The following is a 22,509-nucleotide window of genomic DNA, read 5'->3' on the forward strand; positions in this document are numbered from 1 at the left end:
TCCCGATATCGTCACCATGAACCACGCGCACTCGACGCATTTCACCGACAATCCGGATCCGGGCATCGCGCATGTGTTGCGCGGCTGGGCGGAAGAGCGCGGCAAGCCGATGCGCCACGATGTGCAGGTGAAGGATGTGCGTGTGCGCAACGTGCCGACCAATATCCGCGACTGGGGCGGCGGCACCGAGCGGCACGGCAACTCGATCTTCGTGTTCGAGATTGCAAACATGTGCATCGCGCATCTCGGTCATCTGCATCACACGCTGAACCAGCAGCAGCTCAACGATATCGGCCGCATCGACGCGGTGCTGGTCCCGGTGGACGGCAGCTATACGCTTGATATCGACGGCATGGTCGAGGTGCTGGAGGGCCTGAAGGCGCCGCTGATGATTCCGATGCACTATTTCAGCGTCTTCACGCTCAACCGGTTTCTCGACCGGATGCGCCAGAAGTTCGACGTCGAGTTTTCCGATACGCCGTCGACCGTGATTTCAAAGACGACGCTGCCGGGAAAGCCGAAAATTCTTGTGCTCCCCGGCCGCTGAGGGCGGTACCGGCGATCAAATCAGCTGCTTCCGCGTCTCGTCCGCGAGCGCACGCAGTTTTGGCAGAAAATGCTTCCGCATTGTATCGAGCGGACCGCGCTCGCTGTGGACGCCGACATTCAGCGCGCCGATGGTCCGCCCGTCGACCCGGCGCAGGGCAACCGAGATGGAGCGAAAGCCGATCTCAACTTCCTGATCGACCAGCGAATAGCCGTCCCTTCGCGCTTTCAGGATGACGCGCCGCAACTCTTTCCGATCGACGATCGTGTGTGGCGTGAGCCGTTTCGGCCGGGCGCCGGCAAGAAACGCATCAAGCTGGTTGTCGTCGAAGCTCGCGAGCAGGACGCGGCCGAGCGAACTCGACACCGCCGGAATACGCAAGCCGATCTGTCCGCTGAGCTGGAGCACGCGCGGCGGCGATGCGTGCGCGATCATCACCATGTCCTCGCCGTCGAGCACGGCGGCCGAACAGGCTTCGTTGATGTCTGCGCTGAGCCGCTCCAGCGCCGGCTGCAGGATATTCGAGATGGGATTCGACAGGAGATACGCGCCGGCGAGCGTCAGCACGCGCGGCGTCAGCCGGAACATCCGGCCGTCTGTTTCGGCAAATCCGAGATGGATGAGCGTGTGCAGCGTTCGCCGCACGGAGGCGCGCGGAAGCTCGACGAGCTTTGCGATATCGCTCAACGAAAGCTGCCGGCGGTCGCTGCCGAAGGTCTGGATGATCCGCAGGCCACGGGCGAGCGCCTCAAGGAATTCCGGTCCCGCGACCTCGGCCAGCCGCTCCTCGGCATCGGATCGTTTGATACGCGGCATTCGTCGCCTCGAGGGTTCCGTCGGCACACCAGCCTTTGTGACTTGCCGGCGGACACTGGGTCTGGTGTAATTCGAACCTATGTTCGGTCTACGAACATTCGTCAATTCATAAGTTCACTCGCGTGTCCCGTCGAGGAGGCCTTCGCCATGTTGAGCGCCGAACAGAACGAACTCATCACCCGGACCAACCCGGGGACGAAGGCCGGCAACCTGCTGCGACGCTACTGGCAGCCTGCAGCCCTCGTCGAAGAGCTCGCCACCAATCGTCCGATCAAGCCGGTGAAGCTGATGGGCGAGAACCTGGTGATCTTCAGGGACGGGCAGGGGCGCTACGGCCTGATCGAGCGTGGCTGTCCGCATCGCGGCACCGACCTCGCGTTCGGGCGGCTGGAAGCGGACGGGCTGCGCTGCTCATTCCATGGCTGGAAATTCGACGTGAATGGAAAGTGCCTGGAAACGCCGGCCGAGCCCGACGGCTCCAATCTCTGCGCCAACATCCGGCAGAAGTCCTATCCAGTGGTGGAGAAGAGCGGCATCCTGTTCGCCTATATGGGGCCCGGCGAGCCGCCGGCTTTCCCCGACTTCGACTGTTTCGTTGCGCCAGACGAATACACCTTCGCCTTCAAGGGGCTGATCGAGTGCAACTGGCTGCAATCGCTCGAGGTCGGTATCGATCCTGCGCATACTTCGTGGCTGCACCGCTTCTTCGAGGACGAGGATCCGTCGCAGTCCTACGGCAAGATGTTCCGTGACTCAACCTCCGACGCCGACATGCCGATGACCAAGATCATGCGCGACTTTCCGCGGCCGCGCATCGAGGTCGAGCAGACCGAATACGGCCTGCGGCTGTCGACGCTGCGGCAGATCAGCGACAAGTCGATGCATGTGCGGATCACCAATCTCGTGTTCCCCAATGCGTTCATGATTCCGATGAGCAAGGAGATGACCATTTCGCAATGGCATGTCCCGATCGATGAGACGACGCACTACTGGTACTGCATCTTCACGAGCTTCGGCTCGAAGGTCGACAAGGACGAGATGCGCCGCCAGCGGCTGGAGCTTTACGAGCTTCCGAATTACGTGCCGCGCAAGAACAAGCACAACGACTACGGCTTCGATCCGCACGAGCAGGCGCACGAGACCTTTACGGGCATGGGCGCGGACATCAACATCCACGATCAGTGGGCCTGCGAGTCGATGGGCGCGATCCAGGATCGCACGAAGGAGCATCTTGGCCAGTCCGACAAGGCGATCACCGCCTATCGCCGCCTGCTTCGCGCCGCGATCGAACAGGCGAGCAAGGGTGAGCGCCCGCTGATGGTGCTGGATCCGCAGCAGGCGCCGGCGATCACCGGGCCGGTCTGCGTCGATGGTGTCGGCCCGGCCGCCGATTGGCGCGGCTATTACGAGAGGGCGCACGAGCATCGCCGCAAGACCAAGAGCTGGGCGAACGGGCATTAGCCTCTCTTCCTGCCTCCCCTGAAAGGGGAGGGTCGGCATGCGCAGCATGCTGGGGAGGGGTCTTTTTCAGACCTCTCGCTTGACCCCCACCCGGCTGCCTTCGCTATGCTTCGGCAGTCGATCTCCCCCCTTTTAGGGGGAGGTAAAAAGGCTGAAGCAATGATGTCCTCCCGCGATCGCGCGTCCCTGAGCTTTGTCGAGCGTCACAACCTGTGGAGCGACGAGCAATTCCGGCTGGCCGCAAGCGTCGAACGCGAGATCGAGGATCGCAAGCTCGAACTGGTCCGCTTTTCGTTCCCGGATCAGCATGGCGTTCTGCGCGGCAAGACGGTGGTCGCCGCGGAAGCCGCGAAGCTGATGCGAAGCGGCGTGACCATGACGACGACGCTGCTCGCAAAAGACACATCGCATCGCACGGTGTTTCCGGTGTTCACGCCGGGCGGCGGCTTTGCGATGCCCGAGATGCAGGGTGCTGGCGACTTCCTGATGATCGCCGACCCGTCGACATTCCGTGTCCTGCCCTGGGCGCCGAATACCGGATGGGTGCTGTGCGACATCTATTTTCCGAACGGCAAGCCGGTGCCGTTCTCGACGCGCCAGCTCTGCCGCGACCAGCTTGCCGCGTTGCAGGGCGCGGGCTTCGACATGATGGCGGGCCTCGAAGTCGAATTTCATCTCTACAAGATCGAAAACCCGCGGCTTGCACCGGCCGATGCCACATGGCCGGGTGAACCGATCGATGTTAGCTACATCCATCAGGGCTTCCAGTTGCTGACGGAAGCGCGCTCCGACCAGATCGAGCCGATCCTCGAGCCGTTCTGGCGCGCGATCACGGCGCTTGGCCTTCCGTTCCGGTCCGTCGAAGTCGAGCTTGGACCGAGCCAGTGCGAATTCACGTTCCGGCCGGAGCTGGGCCTCGCCTCGGCCGACATGATGGTGCTGTTCCGCAGCGCGATGAAACAGATCGCGCGCCGCAACGGACTGCATTGCACCTTCATGTGCCGGCCCGGTTTGCCGAATGCCTTCTCCAGCGGATGGCATCTGCATCAATCGCTGATCGATCGAAGGACGAGGGCGAATGCGTTCGTGTCCGGCGATGCGACGCGGGTGCTGTCACCGCTCGGCGACCACTGGCTCGCCGGCCTGCTTGCGAATGCGCGCGCAGCGGCCGCGTTCACGACACCGACGCTGAATGGCTACAAGCGCTATCGCGCCTATGCGCTGGCTCCGGACCGCGTGATCTGGGGGCAGGACAATCGCGGCGTCATGGTGCGTGTGATCGGACAGCCCGGCGATCCTGCGACGCATCTGGAGAACCGGATCGGCGAGCCCGCGGCGAACCCGTATCTTTATCTCGCTTCGCAGATCGCGAGCGGCCTCGATGGCGTTGCGCGCAAGCTCGATCCAGGCCCGTCGGCCGATACGCCGTATGAAACCAAGGCGGACATGATGCCGAAGGATCTCGGCGAAGCGGTCGCGGCGCTGCGGGACAATGCCTGCTTCCGCAACGCGTTCGGTGCGGACTTCGTCGATTATTTCACGCGCATCAAGGACGCGGAAATCGCGCGCTATCGTACTGAGGAGAGAGCCGATACGTCCGACGTGACGCGCTGGGAACAGAAGGAATATTTCGATCTCTTCTGACGCTGCGGGTTTCCCGGCGGCAGAAATCGGGTCGCATCCGCGTGGCGGAGCCCCATATCGTCATCGCGAGGTGCGTCGATGGTTCAGGCGGCAATGCATTACGCGATATTCGAAACAGCGATGGGTTTCTGCGCCATCGGCTGGAGCGATGCCGGTATCGCCTGCTTCCGGCTGCCGGAGAAAAGCGCGGGCGACGCAACGCGTGCGATCTTGCGGCGGATGCGCGATGCGTCGGAGGCGGAACCTCCGTCTCAGATCGCGGAAGCGATCGCAGCCGCGCGACGCTATTTCGAAGGCGAGGCGGTCGACTTCTCCGGCCTCGTGGTTGACCTCGGCGCGCAGGAGCCGTTCTTCGCCCGCGTCTATGACGTCGTCCGCAACCTCAAACGGGGTGAGACCACGACCTATGGCGCCGTGGCGAAGGCGCTGGGCGCCGGCCCGGAAGCGGCGCGCGATGTCGGGCAGGCGATGGCGCGCAACCCCGTGCCGCTGATCATTCCGTGCCACCGCGTCCTCGCCGCGGGCGGCAGGATTGGCGGCTTTTCGGCACCCGGCGGATCGGCGACCAAGGCACGAATGCTCGCGCTCGAAGGTGCGCTGAAGGAGCCGCCGCCGCCCGCGCAGCAGCAGGCCTTCGGATTTTAGCAGCGTGCGCGCGGATAAGCGCTTTCACCGTTGGCGCAACTGCGCTAAGCGGGCCGCTTCGTTTTTTCCGTCCCGCCCCGCTCATGATCCGCATCGACAATATTTCCAAGCAGAACGGCCATCAGATCCTGTTCATCGAGGCCTCGGCCGCCCTGCACAAGGGCGAGAAGATCGGCCTCGTCGGTCCTAACGGTGCCGGCAAGACCACGCTGTTCCGGATGATCGCAGGGCAGGAACAGCCCGACGAGGGGCAGGTCTCGGTCGATCGCGGCGTGACCATCGGCTATTTCAGCCAGGATGTCGGCGAGATGAGCGGCCGCAGCGCGGTTGCCGAGGTGATGGAGGGCGCCGGTCCTGTCAGCGCGGTGGCGGCTGAGCTGAAAGAGCTGGAAGCGGCGATGACCGACCCGGATCGCGCCGACGAGATGGAGGCGATCCTCGATCGCTACGGCGAGGTGCAGGGGCGCTTTGAGGAACTCGACGGATATGCGCTCGACGCTCGCGCCCGCGAGGTGCTGGCCGGTCTCGGCTTCAGCCAGGAGATGATGGACGGCGATGTCGGCAATCTGTCCGGCGGCTGGAAGATGCGCGTTGCGCTTGCCCGCATTTTGTTGATGCGGCCCGACGGCATGCTGCTCGACGAGCCGTCGAACCATCTCGATCTCGAAAGCCTGATCTGGCTGGAAAACTTCCTCAAAGGCTATGAGGGCGCGCTGCTGATGACCTCGCATGATCGCGAGTTCATGAACCGCGTCGTCAACAAGGTGATCGAGATCGATGCCGGTTCGCTGACCAGCTATTCGGGCGATTACGAATTCTACGCGCAGCAGCGCGAGATGAACGAGAAACAGCAGCAGGCGCAGTTCGAGCGCCAGCAGGCGATGCTGGCCAAGGAAATCAAGTTCATTGAGCGCTTCAAGGCGCGTGCATCGCATGCCGCGCAGGTGCAGAGCCGGGTCAAGAAGCTGGAAAAGATCGAGCGGGTCGAGCCGCCGCGTCGCCGCCAGTCGATCGCGTTCGATTTCATGCCGCCTCCGCGCTCAGGCGACGACGTGGCGAGCCTGAAAGGCGTGCACAAGGCCTATGGCAGCAAGCGCATCTATGAGGGTCTCGACTTCCATGTCGCGCGCATGGAGCGCTGGTGCGTACTCGGCATCAACGGTGCGGGCAAGTCGACGCTGCTGAAACTTGTGACGGGTTCGACCGAGCCCGACGAGGGGACGGTCAATATCGGCAGCAGCGTCAAGCTCGGCTATTTCGCCCAGCACGCCATGGACCTCCTGGACGGCGAGCGCACGGTATTCGAGGAACTCGACTATTCGTTCCCGCAGGCCGGACAGGGCCAGCTGCGCACACTGGCTGGGTGCTTTGGCTTCTCCGGCGACGATGTGGAGAAGCGCTGCCGTGTTCTCTCCGGCGGCGAGAAGGCGCGTCTTGTGATGGCGAAGATGCTGTTCGATCCGCCGAACTTTCTCGTGCTCGACGAGCCGACCAACCATCTCGACATGGCGACCAAGGAGATGCTGATCAGCGCACTCTCGCGCTTCGAGGGAACGATGCTGTTCGTATCCCACGACCGGCATTTCCTAGCAGCCCTGTCCAACCGCGTGCTGGAACTGACGCCCGATGGCGTGCAGACCTATGGCGGCGGATATACCGAATACGTGGCGCGCACCGGACAGGAAGCGCCAGGACTGCGGAGCTGAAGCCGGGCGCAAGGCGCCGCCGGGCTTCGCACCGCTCCGATGAATTACGGAAGCTCGGACAGCAGCTTCTGGAAGTCGGGTTCCCGCCATGCTCTGGCGGTCGTGGTGCGCACGTTGCCCTGAGCGCCGAGCGCCAGCGCGAATTTGGTGACGTTGTTCCCGTCAGCCGCGTCGAGGATCAGCATAAGGTCGCTGGCGCCGGTCGTGAGAAACACCTCCTTGATCTCAACGCCCACCTTCTTCGCGAGATCACGCGCTGCCTGCGCGCGCTTCGGGAAGTCCTTGACGTTGCGGATGCCCTGATCGGTCCAGTTGAGCGCTAAAATAAACGTCGGCATTCGATCCTCCTCTGGTGCTCAGAGTGGTTGCTGGGAATGCGAAAGCGACCTGTAAAATCCGGATCGTAATCGAGACGCCGAGAAAGGCGGCGATCTCAAAAGGTCATGTGCCTGCCGACGGCACGATGGCTGCCGGTCGATCGCACCGGGAGTTCGGCACGTCCCGTGTCAAAAGGGCAGCTCAGGCGAAGGCTAGCGCGCCTGCAGGGCGCGCGAAAGCACGCTGCCCAGCAACAAAAGAGGTAGGCTGAATGGGACGTCGATACCGGCGGGCCGTTTTGCCTTACGCGTCGACGCTCGCCTGCAGGGCGTTTTCCTGGATGAAGTCGCGGCGCGGCTCGACCAGGTCCCCCATCAGGCGCCCGAAGATATCGTCGGCCTCGTCGACCTCGCGCACCTTCACTTGCAGCAGCGAGCGCACGTCGCTGTTGAGTGTGGTCTCCCAGAGCTGCTCTGGATTCATCTCGCCGAGACCCTTGTAGCGCTGCATCGAGATGCCCTTGCGGCCGACTGCCGTGACCGCCTCGAACAGCCCGACAGGCCCGTAGATCGGCGTGTCTTCGCCCTTTCGCCGCAGCGTGCTTGGCTTCTCGTAAACTTCCTGAAGGAGCGGCGCATATTCATCGAGCCTGCGGGCGTCGGCCGAGCCGAGCAGCGCCTGATCGATCATTGCGACGTCCTTCACGCCGCGAACGATGCGTTCAAAGTGGAAGCCTTCTGAATCAAAGCGGCCTTGCCAGCCGCGCTCGGTCTCGTCCGAGAGGATGTCGAGCCGTCGCGCGATGTATTCTGCGGCCTGCTTGGCGGTTTCGAGGTTGCCCGTGACAGCTGGTGTCAGCACGCCGGCAATCGCCGCCTGCTCGATCACCTTACGGTTATAGCGGCTGTGCAGGCCGTGCAGCAGATTGCGCACCGTGCGCGCATTCTCGACGAGCTTCCTGAGATCGGCGCCGGCGCGTTCTTCACCATTGGCGAGGCGCAGCACCGTGTCCTCAAGACCGTGCTCGATCAGGTAGTCTTCGAGTGCGCGCTCGTCCTTCAGATATTGCTCGGACTTGCCACGCGAAACCTTATAGAGCGGCGGCTGCGCGATGTAGAGATAGCCGCCCTCGATGATCTGCGGCATCTGCCTGAAGAAGAAGGTCAGCAGCAGTGTGCGGATATGGGAGCCGTCCACGTCCGCGTCCGTCATGATGATGATCTTGTGGTAGCGCAGCTTGTTGATGTCGAACTCGTCACGGATGCCGGCGCCGAGCGCCGTGATCAGCGTGCCGATTTCGGCCGAGGACAGCATCTTGTCGAAGCGTGCGCGCTCGACATTGAGGATCTTGCCGCGCAGCGGCAGCACAGCCTGGCTTTCGCGGTTGCGGCCCTGCTTTGCTGAACCGCCTGCGCTGTCGCCCTCGACGATGAACAATTCGGATTTTGCCGGATCGCGTTCCTGACAATCGGCGAGCTTTCCGGGCAGCGACGAGACGTCGAGCGCGCCCTTGCGGCGAGTCAGCTCGCGTGCCTTGCGCGCGGCTTCGCGTGCAGCGGCTGCTTCCACCACCTTGCCGACGATAGTCTTGGCCTCGGCCGGATGCACCTCGAACCAGTCCTGCAGGGCCTGGTTCACGACGTTCTCGACCACGGGCCGCACTTCGGACGAGACCAGCTTGTCCTTGGTCTGTGACGAGAATTTCGGATCCGGCACTTTCACCGACAGAACGGCAGTCAAGCCTTCGCGGCAATCGTCGCCGGAGAGCGAGACCTTCTCTTTCTTGCTGGAACCGGAATTCTCCGCATAGGACGTGATCTGGCGCGTTAGCGCTCCGCGGAAGCCGGCGAGATGGGTGCCGCCGTCCCGCTGCGGGATGTTGTTGGTGAAGCACAGCACGCTCTCATGGTAGCTGTCGTTCCACCACAGGGCGCACTCGACGGTGATGCCGTCGCGCTCGGCGCTCAGCGTAATCGGTTGCTGGATCAGCGGCGACTTGTTGCGATCGAGATATTTGACGAAGGCCTCGATGCCGCCCTCGTAGCGCATCTCCTCGCGCTTCTCGATGGGATGCCGCGCGTCGGTCAGTACCACGCTCACGCCGGAATTCAGGAACGCGAGTTCGCGCAGGCGGTGCTCAAGCGTCGCGAAATCGAATTCGGTCATGGTGAAGGTTTGCGGCGAGGGCAGGAAGGTCACCTCCGTGCCTTTCCTGCCTTCGGCTTCGCCGACGACGGCGAGCGGCGCCTGCGCGACGCCGTCGCGGAATTCCATGAAATATTCTTTGCCGTCGCGCCAGACCCGGAGCTTCAGCCATGTCGAGAGTGCGTTGACGACGGAGACGCCGACGCCATGAAGGCCGCCCGACACCTTGTAGGAATTCTGGTCGAACTTTCCGCCGGCATGGAGCTGCGTCATGATCACTTCGGCAGCCGAAACGCCTTCACCCTTGTGGATGTCCACCGGAATGCCACGGCCGTCGTCGCGCACCGTGCAGGAGCCGTCGGGATTGAGCGTGACGGAGACGGACTTGGCATGACCGGCCAGCGCCTCGTCGATCGCGTTATCGACGACTTCGTAGACCATGTGGTGCAGGCCCGACCCGTCATCGGTGTCGCCGATGTACATGCCCGGCCGCTTGCGAACGGCGTCGAGGCCCTTGAGGACCTTGATCGATTCCGCGCCGTATTCTGCGGAGGCATCGGAAGTGTTCTGGCGGGCGGGCTCGGCCATCAGGCAGCCTTCGAATCAGTTGCGAAATATTGGGACGGGACGTGTCCTTCGTGACACGAAAAAACAGGGTCGTACAGCCCTATTTATCGGGTGCTAAGTAATTGTAATTGAATGAATTTCAAGCCCAGAAACGGGGCAAAATTTGGCCATTTGGGGAGGCTTAATCGGACGGCTTTTCACGCTTCCTGACGGCCGGTTCCGCATTGTCGTTTTTTGTCGGTTTTCCGGTTTCGACCGGTCGGCCGAGTTCGAATTTCGGGTTGGGTCGGTACTCCGGAATCGGCCTTGAAAAGGTAGAAAGCGCGGTCGCCCAGATCTCTACGCGGGTTACGTCCTTGCGGAGCCCGTCGATCGCCTCGTGCAGTTTCTCGCTGATCCCGTCTGGGTCCGATGTCTTCCTGGCCATGTCCTGCTCCCAGCGGTTTCGAGCCTTGGCGTTGCCGTGCTCCTTTCGTCCTCTTCGTGGGGACAAAGCCAGACCGGGAGGTGGGTTCCTGAAATCAGCGGTCGGAAAGGTTGGTATTCGCGAGGAACCTCAGACGCGGCTGGCGAGATGGCCCGGCGTCACGTCGACGATCTGGGCGCGATCCGTGAGATCGGCGAAAGCCTGCGGATCGGCGCCGGTCATCCAGACCTGTGCGCCAAGTTCGTCCAGCGCCTCGAACAGCGCGCGCCGCCGGCCGGGATCGAGATGCGCGACGACTTCATCGAGCAGGAGCAGTGGCGCATGTCCGGTCATGCCGGCAAGGAGCGCCGCATGCGCGAGCACAAGGCGGATCAGGATCGCCTTCTGCTCGCCGGTGGAGGCGTCCGCCGCGGCGATGCCTTTCGGTCCATAGATCACCTGCAGGTCGGTCAGATGCGGCCCTTCGAGCGTGCGTCCGGCCGCCGCGTCACGCCCGCGATTGTCGCGCAGCACCGCGCGGTAGTGCTGTTCGATGTCGGACGCTGCATTCGCCGTGAGTTGCTCCTCCATCCAGCCCTTCAATGCGATTTCGGCGAATGGAAACGCTGTGGCCGCTCCCTGGCTCGCGGCGAGCGCCGTCTGCAATCGTCCGACGGTCTCCGCGCGAAGCGCTGCAACTGCGACAGCAAGCTCGGCGGTTTCGTGCTCGATCGCATCGAGCCAATGGGTATCCGGATGCGGGTTTTCGAGAAGCCGATTGCGTGAGCGCAGCGACCGCTCCAGTGCCGATACGCGGCTGGAATGCGATGCGTCGACTGCGAGCACCAGGCGATCGAGGAAGCGACGTCGGTCCGCTGCCGGGCCCGTGAACAGCCCATCCATCGCCGGCGTCAGCCAGATGACCCGCACATGCTCGGCAAAATCGGCTGCGGAGCCCGCAGGCTCGCGGTCGATCCGGTAAATGCGTGCCGGCGATTGATCCTCGCCGCGCGGAGGCTCGATGCCGGTGCCGAGGGTGGCAAGGCCAAGCGCGCCCTCGACTTCGGCCGACACGGCCCATGAGCCGTCGCCTTCACTGAACGCGACCTCTTCGAGAGTGGCGCGCCGCAATCCGCGGCCGGGCGTAAGAAACGAGATGGCCTCGAGGATATTGGTCTTTCCGGCGCCGTTCGGTCCGACCAGCACGACCGGCCGTTCGGCCACGGAGAGGCTTGCCGCGCGATAGCTGCGGAAATTCGATAGGCCGAGGCGCAGGATGCGGGCGGGCGTGGCGGGCATAGGCGGGATATCAATATCCGCTCGTCCCCGCGGAAGCGGGGACCCAGATCATCTCGTACTGGATTCCCGCTTTGCCGGAAATGATCGGAGACAAGGCGCGCGGTCGGCGCTTAGACCCGCATCGGCATCAGCACGTAGAGCGATTTGTCCGCTTCCTTGTCCTGGATCAGGGTCGGCGAGCCGGGGTCCGAAAGCTTCAGCACGGCGACTTCACCCTCGATCTGGGAGGCGATATCGAGCAGGTAACGCGAGTTGAAGCCGATATCGAGGGGATCGGAATCGTACTCGACCTCGAGTTCTTCAGTCGCGCTGCCGGAATCCGGATTGTTCACCGAAAGCGTCATCTTGCCGCTGGCCAGAGCCAGCTTCACGGCGCGGCCGCGTTCGCTCGATACCGTCGAGACACGATCGACCGCGTGTTCGAACTCGCTCTTGTCGACCTGCAGGATCTTGGAATTGCCGAGCGGGATGACCGGCCCGTAATCGGGGAAGGTGCCGTCGATCAGCTTCGACGTCAGCACCACATCGCCGATCGTGAAGCGGATCTTCGAGGTCGACAATTCGATCAGGATCTCCGCCTCCGCGTCCTCGATCAGACGCTGGACTTCGCCGACGGTCTTGCGCGGCACGATGACGCCAGGCATGCCCTTGGCGCCGGACGGCAGCGGAATTTCGAACTGTGCGAGACGATGGCCGTCGGTCGCGACCGCGCGCAGGGTTTCGGTCTTGCCGGCGCTGGTCGCCGTGTGCAGGAAAATGCCGTTCAGGTAATAGCGGGTTTCCTCGGTCGAGATCGCAAACTGCGTCTTGTCGATCATCTTCTTCAGCTCGGCGGCCTGCAGCCTGAAGCTGTGCGTCATGTCGCCGGCATTGAGATCGGGGAAGTCGCTCTCGGGCAGCGTCTGCAGCGTGAAGCGCGAACGCCCGGCGCGGATTGTTAGCACGCCGCGCTCTCCGGAGGCTTCCAGCACGATCTGCGAGCCGTCCGGCAGCTTGCGCACGATGTCATAGAGCATGTGCGCGGGAACCGTCGTGGAGCCGCCGGGGGACACCTCGGCGGCAATCGTCTCATTAACCTCGAGATCGAGGTCGGTCGCCTTGAGCGCCAGTCTGCCGCGCTCGCCCCGGAGCAGGATGTTGGCGAGGATCGGAATGGTGTTGCGGCGTTCGACCACGCGATGCACGTGGCCGAGCGATTTGAGCAATTGCGCGCGCTCGACAGTGACCTTCATCTCGCAAACCCTGATGCGCCGGAACAGCGCCGCTGTGACAATTGCCGGCCGCCAGCGGGGTGCCGGACGGCCGGGGGGACGCGAAGGTGCCGCGCCGAAACGGTTTCGGCAAGTCCTCAGGGCACCTTATTCCATCTGCAATTGCCGTTTCAGCGCTTCGACTTCGTCGGCGAGGGCCGTGTCGTTGCCGAGCAAATTTTCGATCTTGCGCACGGCATGCAGCACGGTGGTGTGGTCACGCCCGCCAAATCTGCGACCGATTTCCGGCAGCGAGCGAAGCGTCAGCGTCTTCGCCAGATACATGGCGACCTGACGGGGACGCACGACATTGGCGGTCCGGCGCGACGACAGCAGATCGGAGCGGCTGACATTGTACTGCCGCGCCACGACGCGCTGGATGTCCTCGATCTTGACCCGCTTCGGTTCCTGCGGACGGATCAGATCGCGCACTTCGCGTTCGGCGACCTCCATGGTCATCGGCTGGCCGCTCAGCTTGCTGAGGGCGAGCAGGCGATTGAGCGCGCCTTCGAGGTCGCGACCGTTATGGGTCACCGACTTCGCGATGTAGGACACGACGGTGTCCGGCACTTCGAAGCCCGGATGATGTCCGCGGGCCGCGAGCACGCGGTTCTTCAGGATTTCAAAGCGCAGTTCCTCGCCGAGCGGTCCCATTTCGACCACGAGGCCGCCGGCGAGCCGCGAGCGCACGCGGTCGTCGAGCGTTTCGAGATCTGCTGGCGGGCGATCCGCTGCGATCACGACCTGGCGGCCGGCATCGATGAGCGCATTCAGCGTGTGACAGAACTCGGCCTGCATGTTCTTGCCGGTGAGGAATTGCAGATCGTCGATCACCAGCACGTCGATGCCGCGCAGCGCTTCTTTGTAGGCGATGGCATTCTGGTTCTTCAGTGCGGACACGAAGCCGTACATGAAGCGCTCGGCTGTAAGGTACAGAACCTTGCGGTCACCGGTCGCATTTCCGGCCCAGGTGATGGCCTGCAGGAGATGCGTCTTTCCAAGGCCGACACCCGCGTGGATGTAGAGCGGGTTGAACATCACGAGGTCGCCGCGCCGCGCTGCTGCAACCTGCTTGGCGGCCGCATGCGTCAGCGTATTCGAGCGCCCGACGACGAATGTATCGAAGGTCAGTCGCGGATCGAGCGGCGAGCCGCCGGATGCCTCGTGTGCAGCGGAGACGGGGAGCGCGGCGGCACCGCTCAGACGCGGCTCGGCGCCAACCACCTTTTCGATCTTCTGCTCGCGCGACGGCTCCGGTTGTTCTTCAACACGCGGCTTTGCCTGCGGCGCCTTGATCGCAGCGGTACGCACGGTCAGTTCGATCCGTTGTACGCCGTGTTCTTCGGCCTGCCAGCAGCGCAGGACGCGATCGCTGTAATGGGACTGGATCCAGCTCTTCAGAAAGCGCGTCGGCACCGACAAGCGAGCGGTGTCCTTCTCCACGCCTTCCAGATCCATTCGAGCAAACCAGCTCGAGAAGATATCGTCGCCCACTTCAGCTTTGAGCCGGCCCTTCACGCGGGACCAACGCTCTTGTTCCAAACTCGTCATTTCGGTTGCCTCTTCCCGAATGTCGAAAATCCAAGGGTGACATGCAGGGCGATAAAGCCCTTTGGGAGCAGCTCATTCGGACGCAGCATTCTGAAGGGAAGTTTCGGTAGCGGACTTGGTGCAATCCGGTTCGAACGTGCGGCAGCGAATGAGCGCGATCCCTAGTCGACATTCGGCGGAGAAGCTGCCCCCAGCGATCCGGTCGCAATCGCCGGCCAAAGCCGGTCCGATTGACCCGGTGCGAACCGGGTAAAGTCCATTGCGTAGTCGTTCTGTCGAACCGACTGCCGTGCTCGACGCGATATGCGCGCACGGCCTTTCGTGTGCTTGTAGCCCGTCGTCATGACTCCCCCTGCCATCCGCGCGCCTCCACGCGGTGGACCGATTCTTTGTCGACGTTAGAGTTTCGGGAGCTTCCCAGCGACGCAGATACAGATACGCACGTCGCGAAGTTCAGCAGTGAAATTTGGCCTTCTAGTCAGTCGTTGTCCGCGCCAAGATCAAGATGATGAGAAATTTAGACACAGCTCACCCGTCCTCATCTTTCGTGAGTTTTCAAACAGACCGTTTCTTGAAGGCCGCCGCTGCGGTGCCGCGGCGGTGTTTTGAAGATACACGCGCGCTTCCAAACTGCAACGGGTTTGTCCGCGCCGGGGTCGCGTCAAATCGCGGCGACGTCGCAAACCCCGCGTAATTCATGCATTTGTCGCCACAACGTCTTGAATCACGCGCGCTTTTTCCCGCGCGGTGGTGATCTCAAATTCTTCGCGTGATGCGCATGCGCGATGGCAGCGCCAGGTATTTTGAAAGTCCCTGACTTACTATGGCCGTAAATCGTTATTTTTCCGGCGTTTTTTGTGATCAAAATTCAAACCTATGCACCCCGCCGGGAGGTGCGCCGCGGCCAAAATTGCGCTGCGACGCCACTGAAAGTGTGACACGTCTGCGACACTCAGTCGGCAAAAACAAAAGACCCGGCAGAGCCGGGTCTTTGATCGAAAGCTTCGATGAAATCGAGCTTTTTACGCGGTCGCGAGTTTTGCGATCCGCTGCGTCAGACGCGAGACCTTGCGGCTCGCGGTCTTCTTGTGAACGATGCCCTTCTGGCTCGCGCGCATGATCTGCGGCTCGGCAGCCTTCAGCGCTTCAAGGGCTACGTTGCGATCGCCACCAGCAATCGCCTCTTCGACCTTGCGGATATATCCGCGCATCATCGACCGACGATGCTGGTTGATCTTGGTGCGGCGCTCGATGACGCGCGTTTTCTTCTTGGCCGACTTCGTATTGGCCATGGGGCCCTCTGAGCGATGGTCCGGGCGCATGCCTTGGGCGCGGCCGAACGGTGATTTCGGAAACTAAAGAGGCGGCGGAAGGCCGCCGCCTTGTTTGCGGGGGTTATAATCGCGGGACCGGGTCCCGTCAACGAACGAAAACGGCCCGGAATCCCTAATTTCAGGCGACCTTTCGGGCCCGGACAGCCTCATATCCGGCGATAATGGCCGTTCTGTCCGCGGCCGAGGGTTCCGCCAGGGGCGGCTTCATGGCCGCGATCGCCGGGTCCCCATGGATATGGGCCAGGAGCGCCTTGATGCCGGACACCAGCGGTTTGCCATTGAACAGGTTCCGGATCGCGACCGCTTCGTCATAGGCGGTCTTGTCGCCCGTCGCCCAGGCACGCTGGCAGAGGTCGGCGTTGCAGTTGGCGGTGGCCGAGATGCAGCCGGCGAACTCGCCGCCGCGGGCGTCGAGGAGACAGGCCTCGGTCGAGGGGAAGACGTCGAAGCCCGCCGCGACCTTGGCCGCTTCGCGCGCATAAGGCATGTCGCCCGAGGAATCCTTCAGGCCCACGATGCGGGTCGGATGCGCCTCAACCAGGCGGCGGACCAGCGCCACGTGCCAGGGCAGGCCGGACTGGGCCGGGAAATGGTAGAGGTAGAGCGGGATCGGCTTGTCGGCGGTCGCTTTGACGATCGCGTCGATATAGGCCACGAGCCCGTCATCCGGCACGCCCTTGTAGTAGAAGGGCGGCAAGAGCAGCGCGCCGGCGAAGCCAAGACCTGCGGCATGTTTGGTGAGCGCGATTGCGTCTGATACCGCGGCTGCCCCGGTGCCGACCATCAGCCGCTGCATCGGAAGGCCGTTGTCGCGATAGGCGCTCATCAGACCCATGCGCTCTTCGCGCGAGAACGAGGTAGCCTCACCGGTGGTGCCGAGGACATTCAGGCCGTCGCATCCATTGTCTAGCAGATAGCGCGCAAGCTTCAGGGATCTCGCGTGGTCGATGGCGCCGTTGCCGTCGACAATCGTGGCGATCGCGGCAATCACGCCGCGCAGTGTTCTGTTGGTGCGCATCCTGTTTTCCTGGTGAAGCGATCGTGATTGGCCGATAGCGGAAATGACCGCCGTGTCTAGCCGCTGACGTTAAAGCCCGCCAGCGCTGCCATGTTGACGAGGTTGGCATCCTTGGCGCCGAGTTGCACGATCTGCACCGGCCGGTCGAGGCCGACAAGGATCGGTCCAATCACGGTCGAGCCGCCTAGCTCCTGCAGCAGTTTGGTCGAGATCGAGGCGGAGTGGAATGCGGGCATCACAAGTACGTTTGCCGGACCCGTGAGACGGCAGAACGGATAGGCGGTCTGCAGTTCCGGATTTATTGCGACGTCCGCGGCCATTTCGCCGTCATACTCGAAGTCGACGCGGCGCTGATCGAGGATGCGCACGGCTTCCTGCACGTGAGCCGCCCGCTCGCCGGGCGGGTGGCCGAAGGTCGAGAACGCGAGCAAGGCGACACGCGGCTCATAGCCGAGCCGGCGCGCAACGCCTGCGACCTCCACTGCGATGTCGGCGAGCTCCTGCGCATTGGGCATTTCGGTGACCGCGGTGTCGGCGACGATCACGGTGCGGCCGCGCGGCGCGAGCACGAGCGATACGCCGATGACGCGATGGCCGGGTTTCGGATCGATGCAGCGGCGCACGTCTTCCAGCGCGACGGAGAAGTTGCGGGTGACACCGGTCACCATGGCATCAGCATCGCCCAGCGCCACCATGCAGGCGGCAAAGTGGTTGCGGTCGGTGTTCACGAGCCGCTGGCAATCGCGAACCAGATAGCCCTTGCGCTGCAGGCGCTCGTAAAGATAGCTCGTATATTCGGTATTGCGCTTGGACAGCGCAGCATTGACGATCGTGATGTTGTCGCCGAGTTCGACGCCGAGATCGGCTGCCGCTGCTCGCACCCGATCCTCGCGCCCGACCAGAAGCGCGGTGCCGAGCCCCTCATTGACGAAGGTCGCGGCGCCGCGGATCACCTGCTCCTCTTCGCCTTCGGCGAATACGACGCGCTTGGGCGACCGGCGCAGCCGGTCGTAAACCCGCTGCAGAACACCCGCGACAGGATCGCGCCGCGTGCGCAATTGCTGGCGATAGGCATCCATGTCGACGATCGGCTTGCGGGCGACGCCGGTATCCATTGCGGCCTTGGCGACAGCCGGAGGCACGAACGAGATCAGCCTCGGGTCGAACGGCACCGGAATGATGTAGTCCGGTCCGAATTTCGGCCGCGCGCCATAGGCGGCAGCCACTTCATCGGGCACATCCTCGCGCGCCAGTTCGGCAAGCGCGTGAGCCGCGGCGATCTTCATCTCCATGTTGATGGTCGTGGCCCGCACGTCGAGCGCGCCGCGGAAGATGTAGGGGAAGCCAAGGACGTTATTGATCTGGTTCGGATAGTCGGAGCGTCCGGTCGCCATGATGGCGTCGTCGCGCACTTCCGCGACCTCTTCCGCGGTGATCTCGGGATCGGGATTGGCCATGGCGAAGATGATCGGCTTGGCCGCCATCGACCGTACCATCTCCTTCGTCACCGCGCCCTTTGCCGACAGGCCGAAGAACACGTCGGCACCGACCAGCGCGTCGGCGAGCGTGCGGGCCTTGGTCGGCACGGCATGCGCCGACTTCCACTGGTTCATGCCTTCGGTGCGGCCCTGGTAGATCACTCCCTTGGTGTCGCACAGGATCAGGTTTTCATGCGGAAAGCCGATCGCTTCGAGAAGCTCGAGGCACGCAATGCCGGCGGCGCCCGCGCCGTTGCAGACGAGCTTCGTCGTCTTCACGTCGCGGCCGGTGAGTGCCAATGCGTTGAGCAGGCCGGCGGCGGCGATGATCGCGGTGCCGTGCTGGTCGTCATGGAAGACCGGGATGTCGAGCAGTTCGCGCAGCTTCTGCTCGATGATGAAGCACTCCGGCGCCTTGATGTCCTCGAGGTTGATGCCGCCCCAGCCCTTGCCGAGCAGCTTGACGCAGTTGATGAATGCCTCCGGATCCTCGGTCGAGACTTCGAGGTCGATGGAATCCACGTCGGCAAAGCGCTTGAACAGCACCGCCTTGCCTTCCATCACCGGCTTTGCGGCGAGTGCACCCCGGTTGCCGAGACCAAGAATGGCGGTGCCATTGGTGATCACGGCGACGAAATTGCCCTTGGTCGTGTAGTCGAAGGCGCGGCTCTCGTCCTCGGCGATGGCGAGGACCGGGACCGCGACGCCCGGCGAGTAGGCGAGCGACAGGTCGCGCTGGGTCGCCATCGGCTTGGTCGCCACGACTTCCAGCTTTCCGGGGCGGCCCTCGGAATGGAACAGCAGCGCTTCCTGATCGGTGAAATGGGGCCGCTTGTTACGACCCGATGGCGTGGTGGGCATTACAACTCCCTACGCGGAACTGATTTTTTTGGGCGAAAGCCCATCTTGCCGGACCCTACCGGAACCCGACCATGATCCTCAAGTGATGAACCCGATCCACAATTCCCGCGACCATTCGGGTTGAACCCTGCGGCGCGGGACGGTATCGACTGGTTCGTCCACGCCGACTCGGATGCCTGGGACCCCAAAATGATCCGTGCGCTGCTGCGACTGATCGGCGTCATTGTTCTCGCCGCCGCTTTCATCCTTATCATGTATGACGGGGCGCGCTCGATCGCGGACAGCCGAATCTACATCTACAAGCTCGGGCAGCTCTGGACCGACATCCATGCCGCCAGTCTGCAATCGGCGCAGGCCAAGGTGCAGGACAGCCTGCCCGCGGTGGTATGGAATCCTCTCATTACCACCTTGCTCGATCAGCCGTCCTGGCTGGTATTCGGCGTCATCGGCACAATCCTGATCCTGCTCGGGCGCAAGCCCAAGCCGCTGATCGGATACGCGCGCTGAAGCATGCCGCTAGCGCGTCGCGCCGCCGAGCGCGGCGAGGCCGGCCTTTGCAACCTGTGCGTCCTGCGAGGACAGGACACCCGCGACGCCAATCGCGCCGATGATCTTGCCGTCCTCGATGATCGGGAAGCCGCCTTCGAATGGCGCGATATCCGGGACGGCCAGGAGCCGCGAGCCCGCGCCGCCGGCCGCGACCGCATCCTCAAGCAGTTTGGTCGGCAGCCGGAAGCCGAGCGCGGACTTCGCCTTGGCTTCGGCGACCCGGATCGAGACCAGCTGGGTATTGTCGAGCTTCATCATCATCACGAGGTGCCCGCCGCTATCGATGACCGCGATGGCGACCTGCCAGTTGTTGCGGGCGGCTTCCGACTCGGCGGCGGCGACGACCTTCTTCGCGGCTTCGAGCGTGATCGGCGCACCATAAGGGGGAGGGGTCGTGGTCTGGGCGGACAGCGGAGCCGCGAGCAGGGACGCGGCGAACGCCAGCGCGATTGTAGTGAACCTCATGACTATCCTCACATGCCGGTGGCCACGGCCTGAAATCGAGGTGCCAGCATAGGGGCTCGCCCTTGCGAGGGGAAGATGACGTGTTGCCTCGATGCCGTTGCGGCTCTCAACCGGCTGTCCGAGACGTGATTCCGGCGGTAGCTGCAGGACGGCGCTGCGATGCCTATATTGGGGACCAGATTGGGAGACCTGCCGATGCTCACGTTCAAGAAGTCTTTGACCATTCCGAGCAAGGCCGAGGCGCTGCCCGGCCGCGCGACACCGATCCCCACTGCAACCAGCCATTTCGTCAACGGCAATCCGCTGAAGGGTCCTTATCCGGAGGGGGCTCAGAAGGCGCTGTTCGGCATGGGCTGCTTCTGGGGTGCCGAGCGCAAGTTCTGGGAGCTAGGCGACGGCATATTCGTGACCGCTGTCGGATATGCCGCGGGTCCTACGCCGAACCCGACTTACGAAGAGGTCTGTTCCGGCCGAACCGGGCACAACGAGGTTGTGCTTGTGGTTTTCGATCCGAAGAAGATTTCGTACGAGAAGCTGCTGAAGACGTTCTGGGAGAACCACGACCCGACCCAAGGCATGCGTCAGGGCAATGATATCGGGACGCAATATCGTTCCGGCATCTACGTTTTCGATGACGCACAACGCAAGGCCGCCGAAGAGTCCAGGGCGATGTACACAAAAGCGCTTGCCGACAAGCGCTATGGTGCGATCACGACCGAAATTCTCGATGCACCCGAGTTCTTCTTCGCCGAGGACTATCACCAGCAATATCTGGCGAAGAATCCGTTCGGCTATTGCGGGCTCGGCGGCACCGGCGTGAGTTGCCCGATCGGAACTGGTGTCGCGGCCTGACGCCGATAATTGATTGGAATGTTGCGGAGCGGCGGGACCGTCCTCCCGCTCTTTGCATGTGCGCTGGACTCGATGCGGTTACCCATCGACCGCGGTGAGGATTTGTTAACCATAGAGGGCGTTAATTCGGCTCGGACTTTTCCGCCCGGATTCGCACATGCGGCCCAAGGCCCATTTCCGCCGCCTGACCGTACTGTTTGCTGCGCTCGCGTTGCCCGCTTGCGTGCACGATCAGGCTGCGATCTCGCCGGCGGCACTCGAAACGGCTCCGGTCGAACAGGTCGCGGTACAGGCACCGATGGTGGTGCCCGCAGGCGGCCCTTATGCGCCGGCGGGGCTTACGGGCTATGACGCTCCGTATCAACTCGATGCCGGCGACCGCCTGCGCGTGCAGGTGTTCGGCCAGGAAGGTCTCACCAATTCCTACATCGTCGATGCGTCCGGCAATATCTCCATGACCCTGATCGGGTCGGTGCCGGTGCGCGGCCTGACCACCGCGCAGGTCTCTCGCGCGATCGCCGACCGTCTGCGCGCCGGCTATATCCGCAATCCGCATGTGTCGGTCGAGGTCGAGGTCTATCGCCCGTTCTTCATTCTCGGCGAGGTCAACGCGCCGGGTCAGTATCCCTACGTGCCCAACATGACCGTGGAAGCCGCCGTCGCGATCGCGGGCGGATATGCTCCGCGCGCCAGCAAGAGCGATATCCTGCTGGCACGAAGCTACAACGGTGAAACGATGCGGGTGCGTGTGCAGCCCGACATGCCGATGCGGCCGGGCGACACCATCACGGTGCGTGAACGCTGGTTCTGAGCGCGACAGAAAAAGCGCGCAGAGCTGAGCCCTGCGCGCTTTCGTAATTTCAGTCGCCGAATTGACGCTCGCTACTTCATGTGCCTGTCGAGGAACTCGATCGCGCGTTTCCATGCCTGCCTGGCGCTTGCATCATGGAAGCTCGCGCGTTCGTCGCAATAGAAGCCGTGGCCGGCCGGATAAACATAGATCTCGCAATCGGGTCGCTTCTGCTTGACGATCTCGACGTCCGACATCGGAATGCTGGCATCGGTTTCGCCGAAATGCATCTGCACCGGGCATTTCGGCTTTTCATCGGCAAACTTCACGATCTGCCCGCCATAGAACGCCACGGCGGCTTTCAGTCCTTCGAGACGCGTTGCCGCGAGAAACGCAGCGCTGCCACCCATGCAGAAGCCGATGACGCCGACCGGTCCGACCGACTTTACCTCATCGATGCCGGCCTGGATGTCGAGCAGCATCTTCGGCCAGTCGATCTTGGTGAGGTGCGTGCGGGCATGCGCGACCTCGTCGGCCGAATAGCCCGACTGAAAGTCGCGCACGAAGCGGTCGAACAGGGCGGGCGCCACCGCAACATAGCCCTCGGCGGCGAGCCGGTCGCAGACGTTCCGGATGTGGCTGTTCACGCCGAAGATTTCCTGCGCGACGACCATCGCACCCTTCGGCTTGCCGGCCGGATCGGCGCGATAGGCCCCGAGCGAATGATTGTCGGTCGTGGTGAGCGAAAAATGCTTGCCCAAGTCTCTCTCCCTGATCACTCAAGACTGATGACGACCGTTGAGGGGC

The 22,509-nt window shown here is 63.1% G+C and carries 20 protein-coding genes; 8 read left to right on the top strand and 12 right to left on the bottom strand.

All coding sequences use genetic code 11. From position 1 onward, the window contains the following. Positions 1–547, top strand: a 547-nt coding sequence (locus VNZ93_RS04515) for an MBL fold metallo-hydrolase (protein WP_325700665.1), incomplete at its 5' end; no start/stop codon positions are given. A gap of 15 nt (positions 548–562) precedes the next feature. Here VNZ93_RS04515 and VNZ93_RS04520 read toward each other — a convergent pair. Then, positions 563–1,363: an IclR family transcriptional regulator domain-containing protein gene (locus VNZ93_RS04520; protein ID WP_325700668.1), complete on the bottom strand. Its 801-nt coding sequence runs from the start codon at positions 1,361–1,363 to the stop codon at positions 563–565. Positions 1,364–1,510: 147 nt separating this feature from the next. On the opposite strand from VNZ93_RS04520, the gene VNZ93_RS04525 reads away from it, so the two are divergent. The 4 genes from VNZ93_RS04525 to VNZ93_RS04540 all read left to right on the top strand — a co-directional run bounded on the left by VNZ93_RS04525 (position 1,511) and on the right by VNZ93_RS04540 (position 6,819). Beyond that, complete coding sequence (locus VNZ93_RS04525) at positions 1,511–2,824, top strand: aromatic ring-hydroxylating dioxygenase subunit alpha (RefSeq protein WP_325700671.1); 1,314 nt, start codon at positions 1,511–1,513, stop codon at positions 2,822–2,824. A 186-nt stretch (positions 2,825–3,010) separates the two neighbouring features. Further along, the gene (locus VNZ93_RS04530) at positions 3,011–4,468 is read left to right on the top strand and encodes a glutamine synthetase (RefSeq protein ID WP_325700739.1); all 1,458 of its coding nucleotides are present in this window, start codon (positions 3,011–3,013) and stop codon (positions 4,466–4,468) included. Positions 4,469–4,546: 78 nt separating this feature from the next. After that, complete coding sequence (locus VNZ93_RS04535) at positions 4,547–5,113, top strand: methylated-DNA--[protein]-cysteine S-methyltransferase (RefSeq protein ID WP_325700673.1); 567 nt, start codon at positions 4,547–4,549, stop codon at positions 5,111–5,113. Between the two features lie 83 nt (positions 5,114–5,196). Beyond that, positions 5,197–6,819 carry an ABC-F family ATP-binding cassette domain-containing protein gene (locus VNZ93_RS04540; RefSeq protein WP_325700676.1) on the top strand — a complete coding sequence of 541 codons (1,623 nt, stop codon included), beginning with the start codon at positions 5,197–5,199 and terminating at the stop codon, positions 6,817–6,819. Positions 6,820–6,863: 44 nt separating this feature from the next. Here the strand turns inward: VNZ93_RS04540 and VNZ93_RS04545 are convergent, their stop codons facing one another. From VNZ93_RS04545 to VNZ93_RS04585, 9 genes are all read right to left on the bottom strand, one after another. Further along, the gene (locus VNZ93_RS04545) at positions 6,864–7,157 is read right to left on the bottom strand and encodes a GYD domain-containing protein (RefSeq protein WP_325700679.1); all 294 of its coding nucleotides are present in this window, start codon (positions 7,155–7,157) and stop codon (positions 6,864–6,866) included. A gap of 283 nt (positions 7,158–7,440) precedes the next feature. Beyond that, positions 7,441–9,870, bottom strand: coding sequence for a DNA topoisomerase (ATP-hydrolyzing) subunit B (gyrB, locus tag VNZ93_RS04550; RefSeq protein WP_325700682.1), 2,430 nt, complete (start codon positions 9,868–9,870; stop codon positions 7,441–7,443). Positions 9,871–10,030: 160 nt separating this feature from the next. Further along, positions 10,031–10,276, bottom strand: coding sequence for a hypothetical protein (locus VNZ93_RS04555; RefSeq protein WP_325700685.1), 246 nt, complete (start codon positions 10,274–10,276; stop codon positions 10,031–10,033). 129 nt (positions 10,277–10,405) lie between these two features. Continuing rightward, entirely contained in the window at positions 10,406–11,554 is a 1,149-nt protein-coding gene (recF, locus tag VNZ93_RS04560; protein WP_325700688.1) for a DNA replication/repair protein RecF, read from the bottom strand. Between the two features lie 110 nt (positions 11,555–11,664). Further along, positions 11,665–12,786 (bottom strand): DNA polymerase III subunit beta, encoded by a 1,122-nt coding sequence (dnaN, locus tag VNZ93_RS04565; protein ID WP_325700691.1) that lies wholly within the window; start codon positions 12,784–12,786, stop codon positions 11,665–11,667. A 126-nt stretch (positions 12,787–12,912) separates the two neighbouring features. Then, positions 12,913–14,355 carry a chromosomal replication initiator protein DnaA gene (dnaA, locus tag VNZ93_RS04570; protein ID WP_325700694.1) on the bottom strand — a complete coding sequence of 481 codons (1,443 nt, stop codon included), beginning with the start codon at positions 14,353–14,355 and terminating at the stop codon, positions 12,913–12,915. A 1,022-nt stretch (positions 14,356–15,377) separates the two neighbouring features. After that, positions 15,378–15,647: a 30S ribosomal protein S20 gene (gene rpsT, locus VNZ93_RS04575; RefSeq protein ID WP_325700697.1), complete on the bottom strand. Its 270-nt coding sequence runs from the start codon at positions 15,645–15,647 to the stop codon at positions 15,378–15,380. Between the two features lie 160 nt (positions 15,648–15,807). Beyond that, on the bottom strand, positions 15,808–16,707 hold the full coding sequence (locus tag VNZ93_RS04580; protein ID WP_325700700.1) for a dihydrodipicolinate synthase family protein: 900 nt from the start codon (positions 16,705–16,707) through the stop codon (positions 15,808–15,810). Between the two features lie 56 nt (positions 16,708–16,763). After that, complete coding sequence (locus VNZ93_RS04585; RefSeq protein WP_325700703.1) at positions 16,764–19,046, bottom strand: NADP-dependent malic enzyme; 2,283 nt, start codon at positions 19,044–19,046, stop codon at positions 16,764–16,766. A gap of 189 nt (positions 19,047–19,235) precedes the next feature. On the opposite strand from VNZ93_RS04585, the gene VNZ93_RS04590 reads away from it, so the two are divergent. Continuing rightward, positions 19,236–19,553, top strand: a complete 318-nt coding sequence (locus VNZ93_RS04590) for a hypothetical protein (protein WP_325700706.1) — start codon at positions 19,236–19,238, stop codon at positions 19,551–19,553. A gap of 9 nt (positions 19,554–19,562) precedes the next feature. On the opposite strand, the gene VNZ93_RS04595 is transcribed toward VNZ93_RS04590, so the two are convergent. Further along, positions 19,563–20,060 (bottom strand): heme-binding protein, encoded by a 498-nt coding sequence (locus VNZ93_RS04595; RefSeq protein WP_325700709.1) that lies wholly within the window; start codon positions 20,058–20,060, stop codon positions 19,563–19,565. Positions 20,061–20,255: 195 nt separating this feature from the next. Here VNZ93_RS04595 and msrA point away from each other — a divergent pair, with 195 nt between their 5' ends. Together msrA and VNZ93_RS04605 are read left to right on the top strand one after the other, a co-directional pair. Further along, positions 20,256–20,912 (top strand): peptide-methionine (S)-S-oxide reductase MsrA, encoded by a 657-nt coding sequence (gene msrA, locus VNZ93_RS04600; RefSeq protein ID WP_325700712.1) that lies wholly within the window; start codon positions 20,256–20,258, stop codon positions 20,910–20,912. 157 nt (positions 20,913–21,069) lie between these two features. Continuing rightward, positions 21,070–21,723 (top strand): polysaccharide biosynthesis/export family protein, encoded by a 654-nt coding sequence (locus VNZ93_RS04605; protein ID WP_325700715.1) that lies wholly within the window; start codon positions 21,070–21,072, stop codon positions 21,721–21,723. A gap of 71 nt (positions 21,724–21,794) precedes the next feature. Here the strand turns inward: VNZ93_RS04605 and VNZ93_RS04610 are convergent, their stop codons facing one another. Then, positions 21,795–22,463: a dienelactone hydrolase family protein gene (locus tag VNZ93_RS04610; RefSeq protein WP_325700718.1), complete on the bottom strand. Its 669-nt coding sequence runs from the start codon at positions 22,461–22,463 to the stop codon at positions 21,795–21,797. Positions 22,464–22,509: the final 46 nt, after the last annotated feature.

This window comes from Pseudorhodoplanes sp., from assembly GCF_035565795.1.
Taxonomy (GTDB): domain Bacteria; phylum Pseudomonadota; class Alphaproteobacteria; order Rhizobiales; family Xanthobacteraceae; genus Pseudorhodoplanes.

Excerpts from the sequence above, each read along its gene's own strand:
- VNZ93_RS04520 (WP_325700668.1), bottom strand. The coding sequence starts at position 1,363 with ATGCCGCGTATCAAACGATCCGATGCCGAGGAGCGGCTGGCCGAGGTC.
- VNZ93_RS04525 (WP_325700671.1), top strand. The coding sequence starts at position 1,511 with ATGTTGAGCGCCGAACAGAACGAACTCATCACCCGGACCAACCCGGGG.
- VNZ93_RS04535 (WP_325700673.1), top strand. The coding sequence starts at position 4,547 with ATGGTTCAGGCGGCAATGCATTACGCGATATTCGAAACAGCGATGGGT.
- VNZ93_RS04540 (WP_325700676.1), top strand. The coding sequence starts at position 5,197 with ATGATCCGCATCGACAATATTTCCAAGCAGAACGGCCATCAGATCCTG.
- VNZ93_RS04545 (WP_325700679.1), bottom strand. The coding sequence starts at position 7,157 with ATGCCGACGTTTATTTTAGCGCTCAACTGGACCGATCAGGGCATCCGC.
- gyrB (WP_325700682.1), bottom strand. The coding sequence starts at position 9,870 with ATGGCCGAGCCCGCCCGCCAGAACACTTCCGATGCCTCCGCAGAATAC.
- VNZ93_RS04555 (WP_325700685.1), bottom strand. The coding sequence starts at position 10,276 with ATGGCCAGGAAGACATCGGACCCAGACGGGATCAGCGAGAAACTGCAC.
- recF (WP_325700688.1), bottom strand. The coding sequence starts at position 11,554 with ATGCCCGCCACGCCCGCCCGCATCCTGCGCCTCGGCCTATCGAATTTC.
- dnaN (WP_325700691.1), bottom strand. The coding sequence starts at position 12,786 with ATGAAGGTCACTGTCGAGCGCGCGCAATTGCTCAAATCGCTCGGCCAC.
- dnaA (WP_325700694.1), bottom strand. The coding sequence starts at position 14,355 with ATGACGAGTTTGGAACAAGAGCGTTGGTCCCGCGTGAAGGGCCGGCTC.
- rpsT (WP_325700697.1), bottom strand. The coding sequence starts at position 15,647 with ATGGCCAATACGAAGTCGGCCAAGAAGAAAACGCGCGTCATCGAGCGC.
- VNZ93_RS04580 (WP_325700700.1), bottom strand. The coding sequence starts at position 16,707 with ATGCGCACCAACAGAACACTGCGCGGCGTGATTGCCGCGATCGCCACG.
- VNZ93_RS04585 (WP_325700703.1), bottom strand. The coding sequence starts at position 19,046 with ATGCCCACCACGCCATCGGGTCGTAACAAGCGGCCCCATTTCACCGAT.
- VNZ93_RS04590 (WP_325700706.1), top strand. The coding sequence starts at position 19,236 with ATGATCCGTGCGCTGCTGCGACTGATCGGCGTCATTGTTCTCGCCGCC.
- VNZ93_RS04595 (WP_325700709.1), bottom strand. The coding sequence starts at position 20,060 with ATGAGGTTCACTACAATCGCGCTGGCGTTCGCCGCGTCCCTGCTCGCG.
- msrA (WP_325700712.1), top strand. The coding sequence starts at position 20,256 with ATGCTCACGTTCAAGAAGTCTTTGACCATTCCGAGCAAGGCCGAGGCG.
- VNZ93_RS04605 (WP_325700715.1), top strand. The coding sequence starts at position 21,070 with ATGCGGCCCAAGGCCCATTTCCGCCGCCTGACCGTACTGTTTGCTGCG.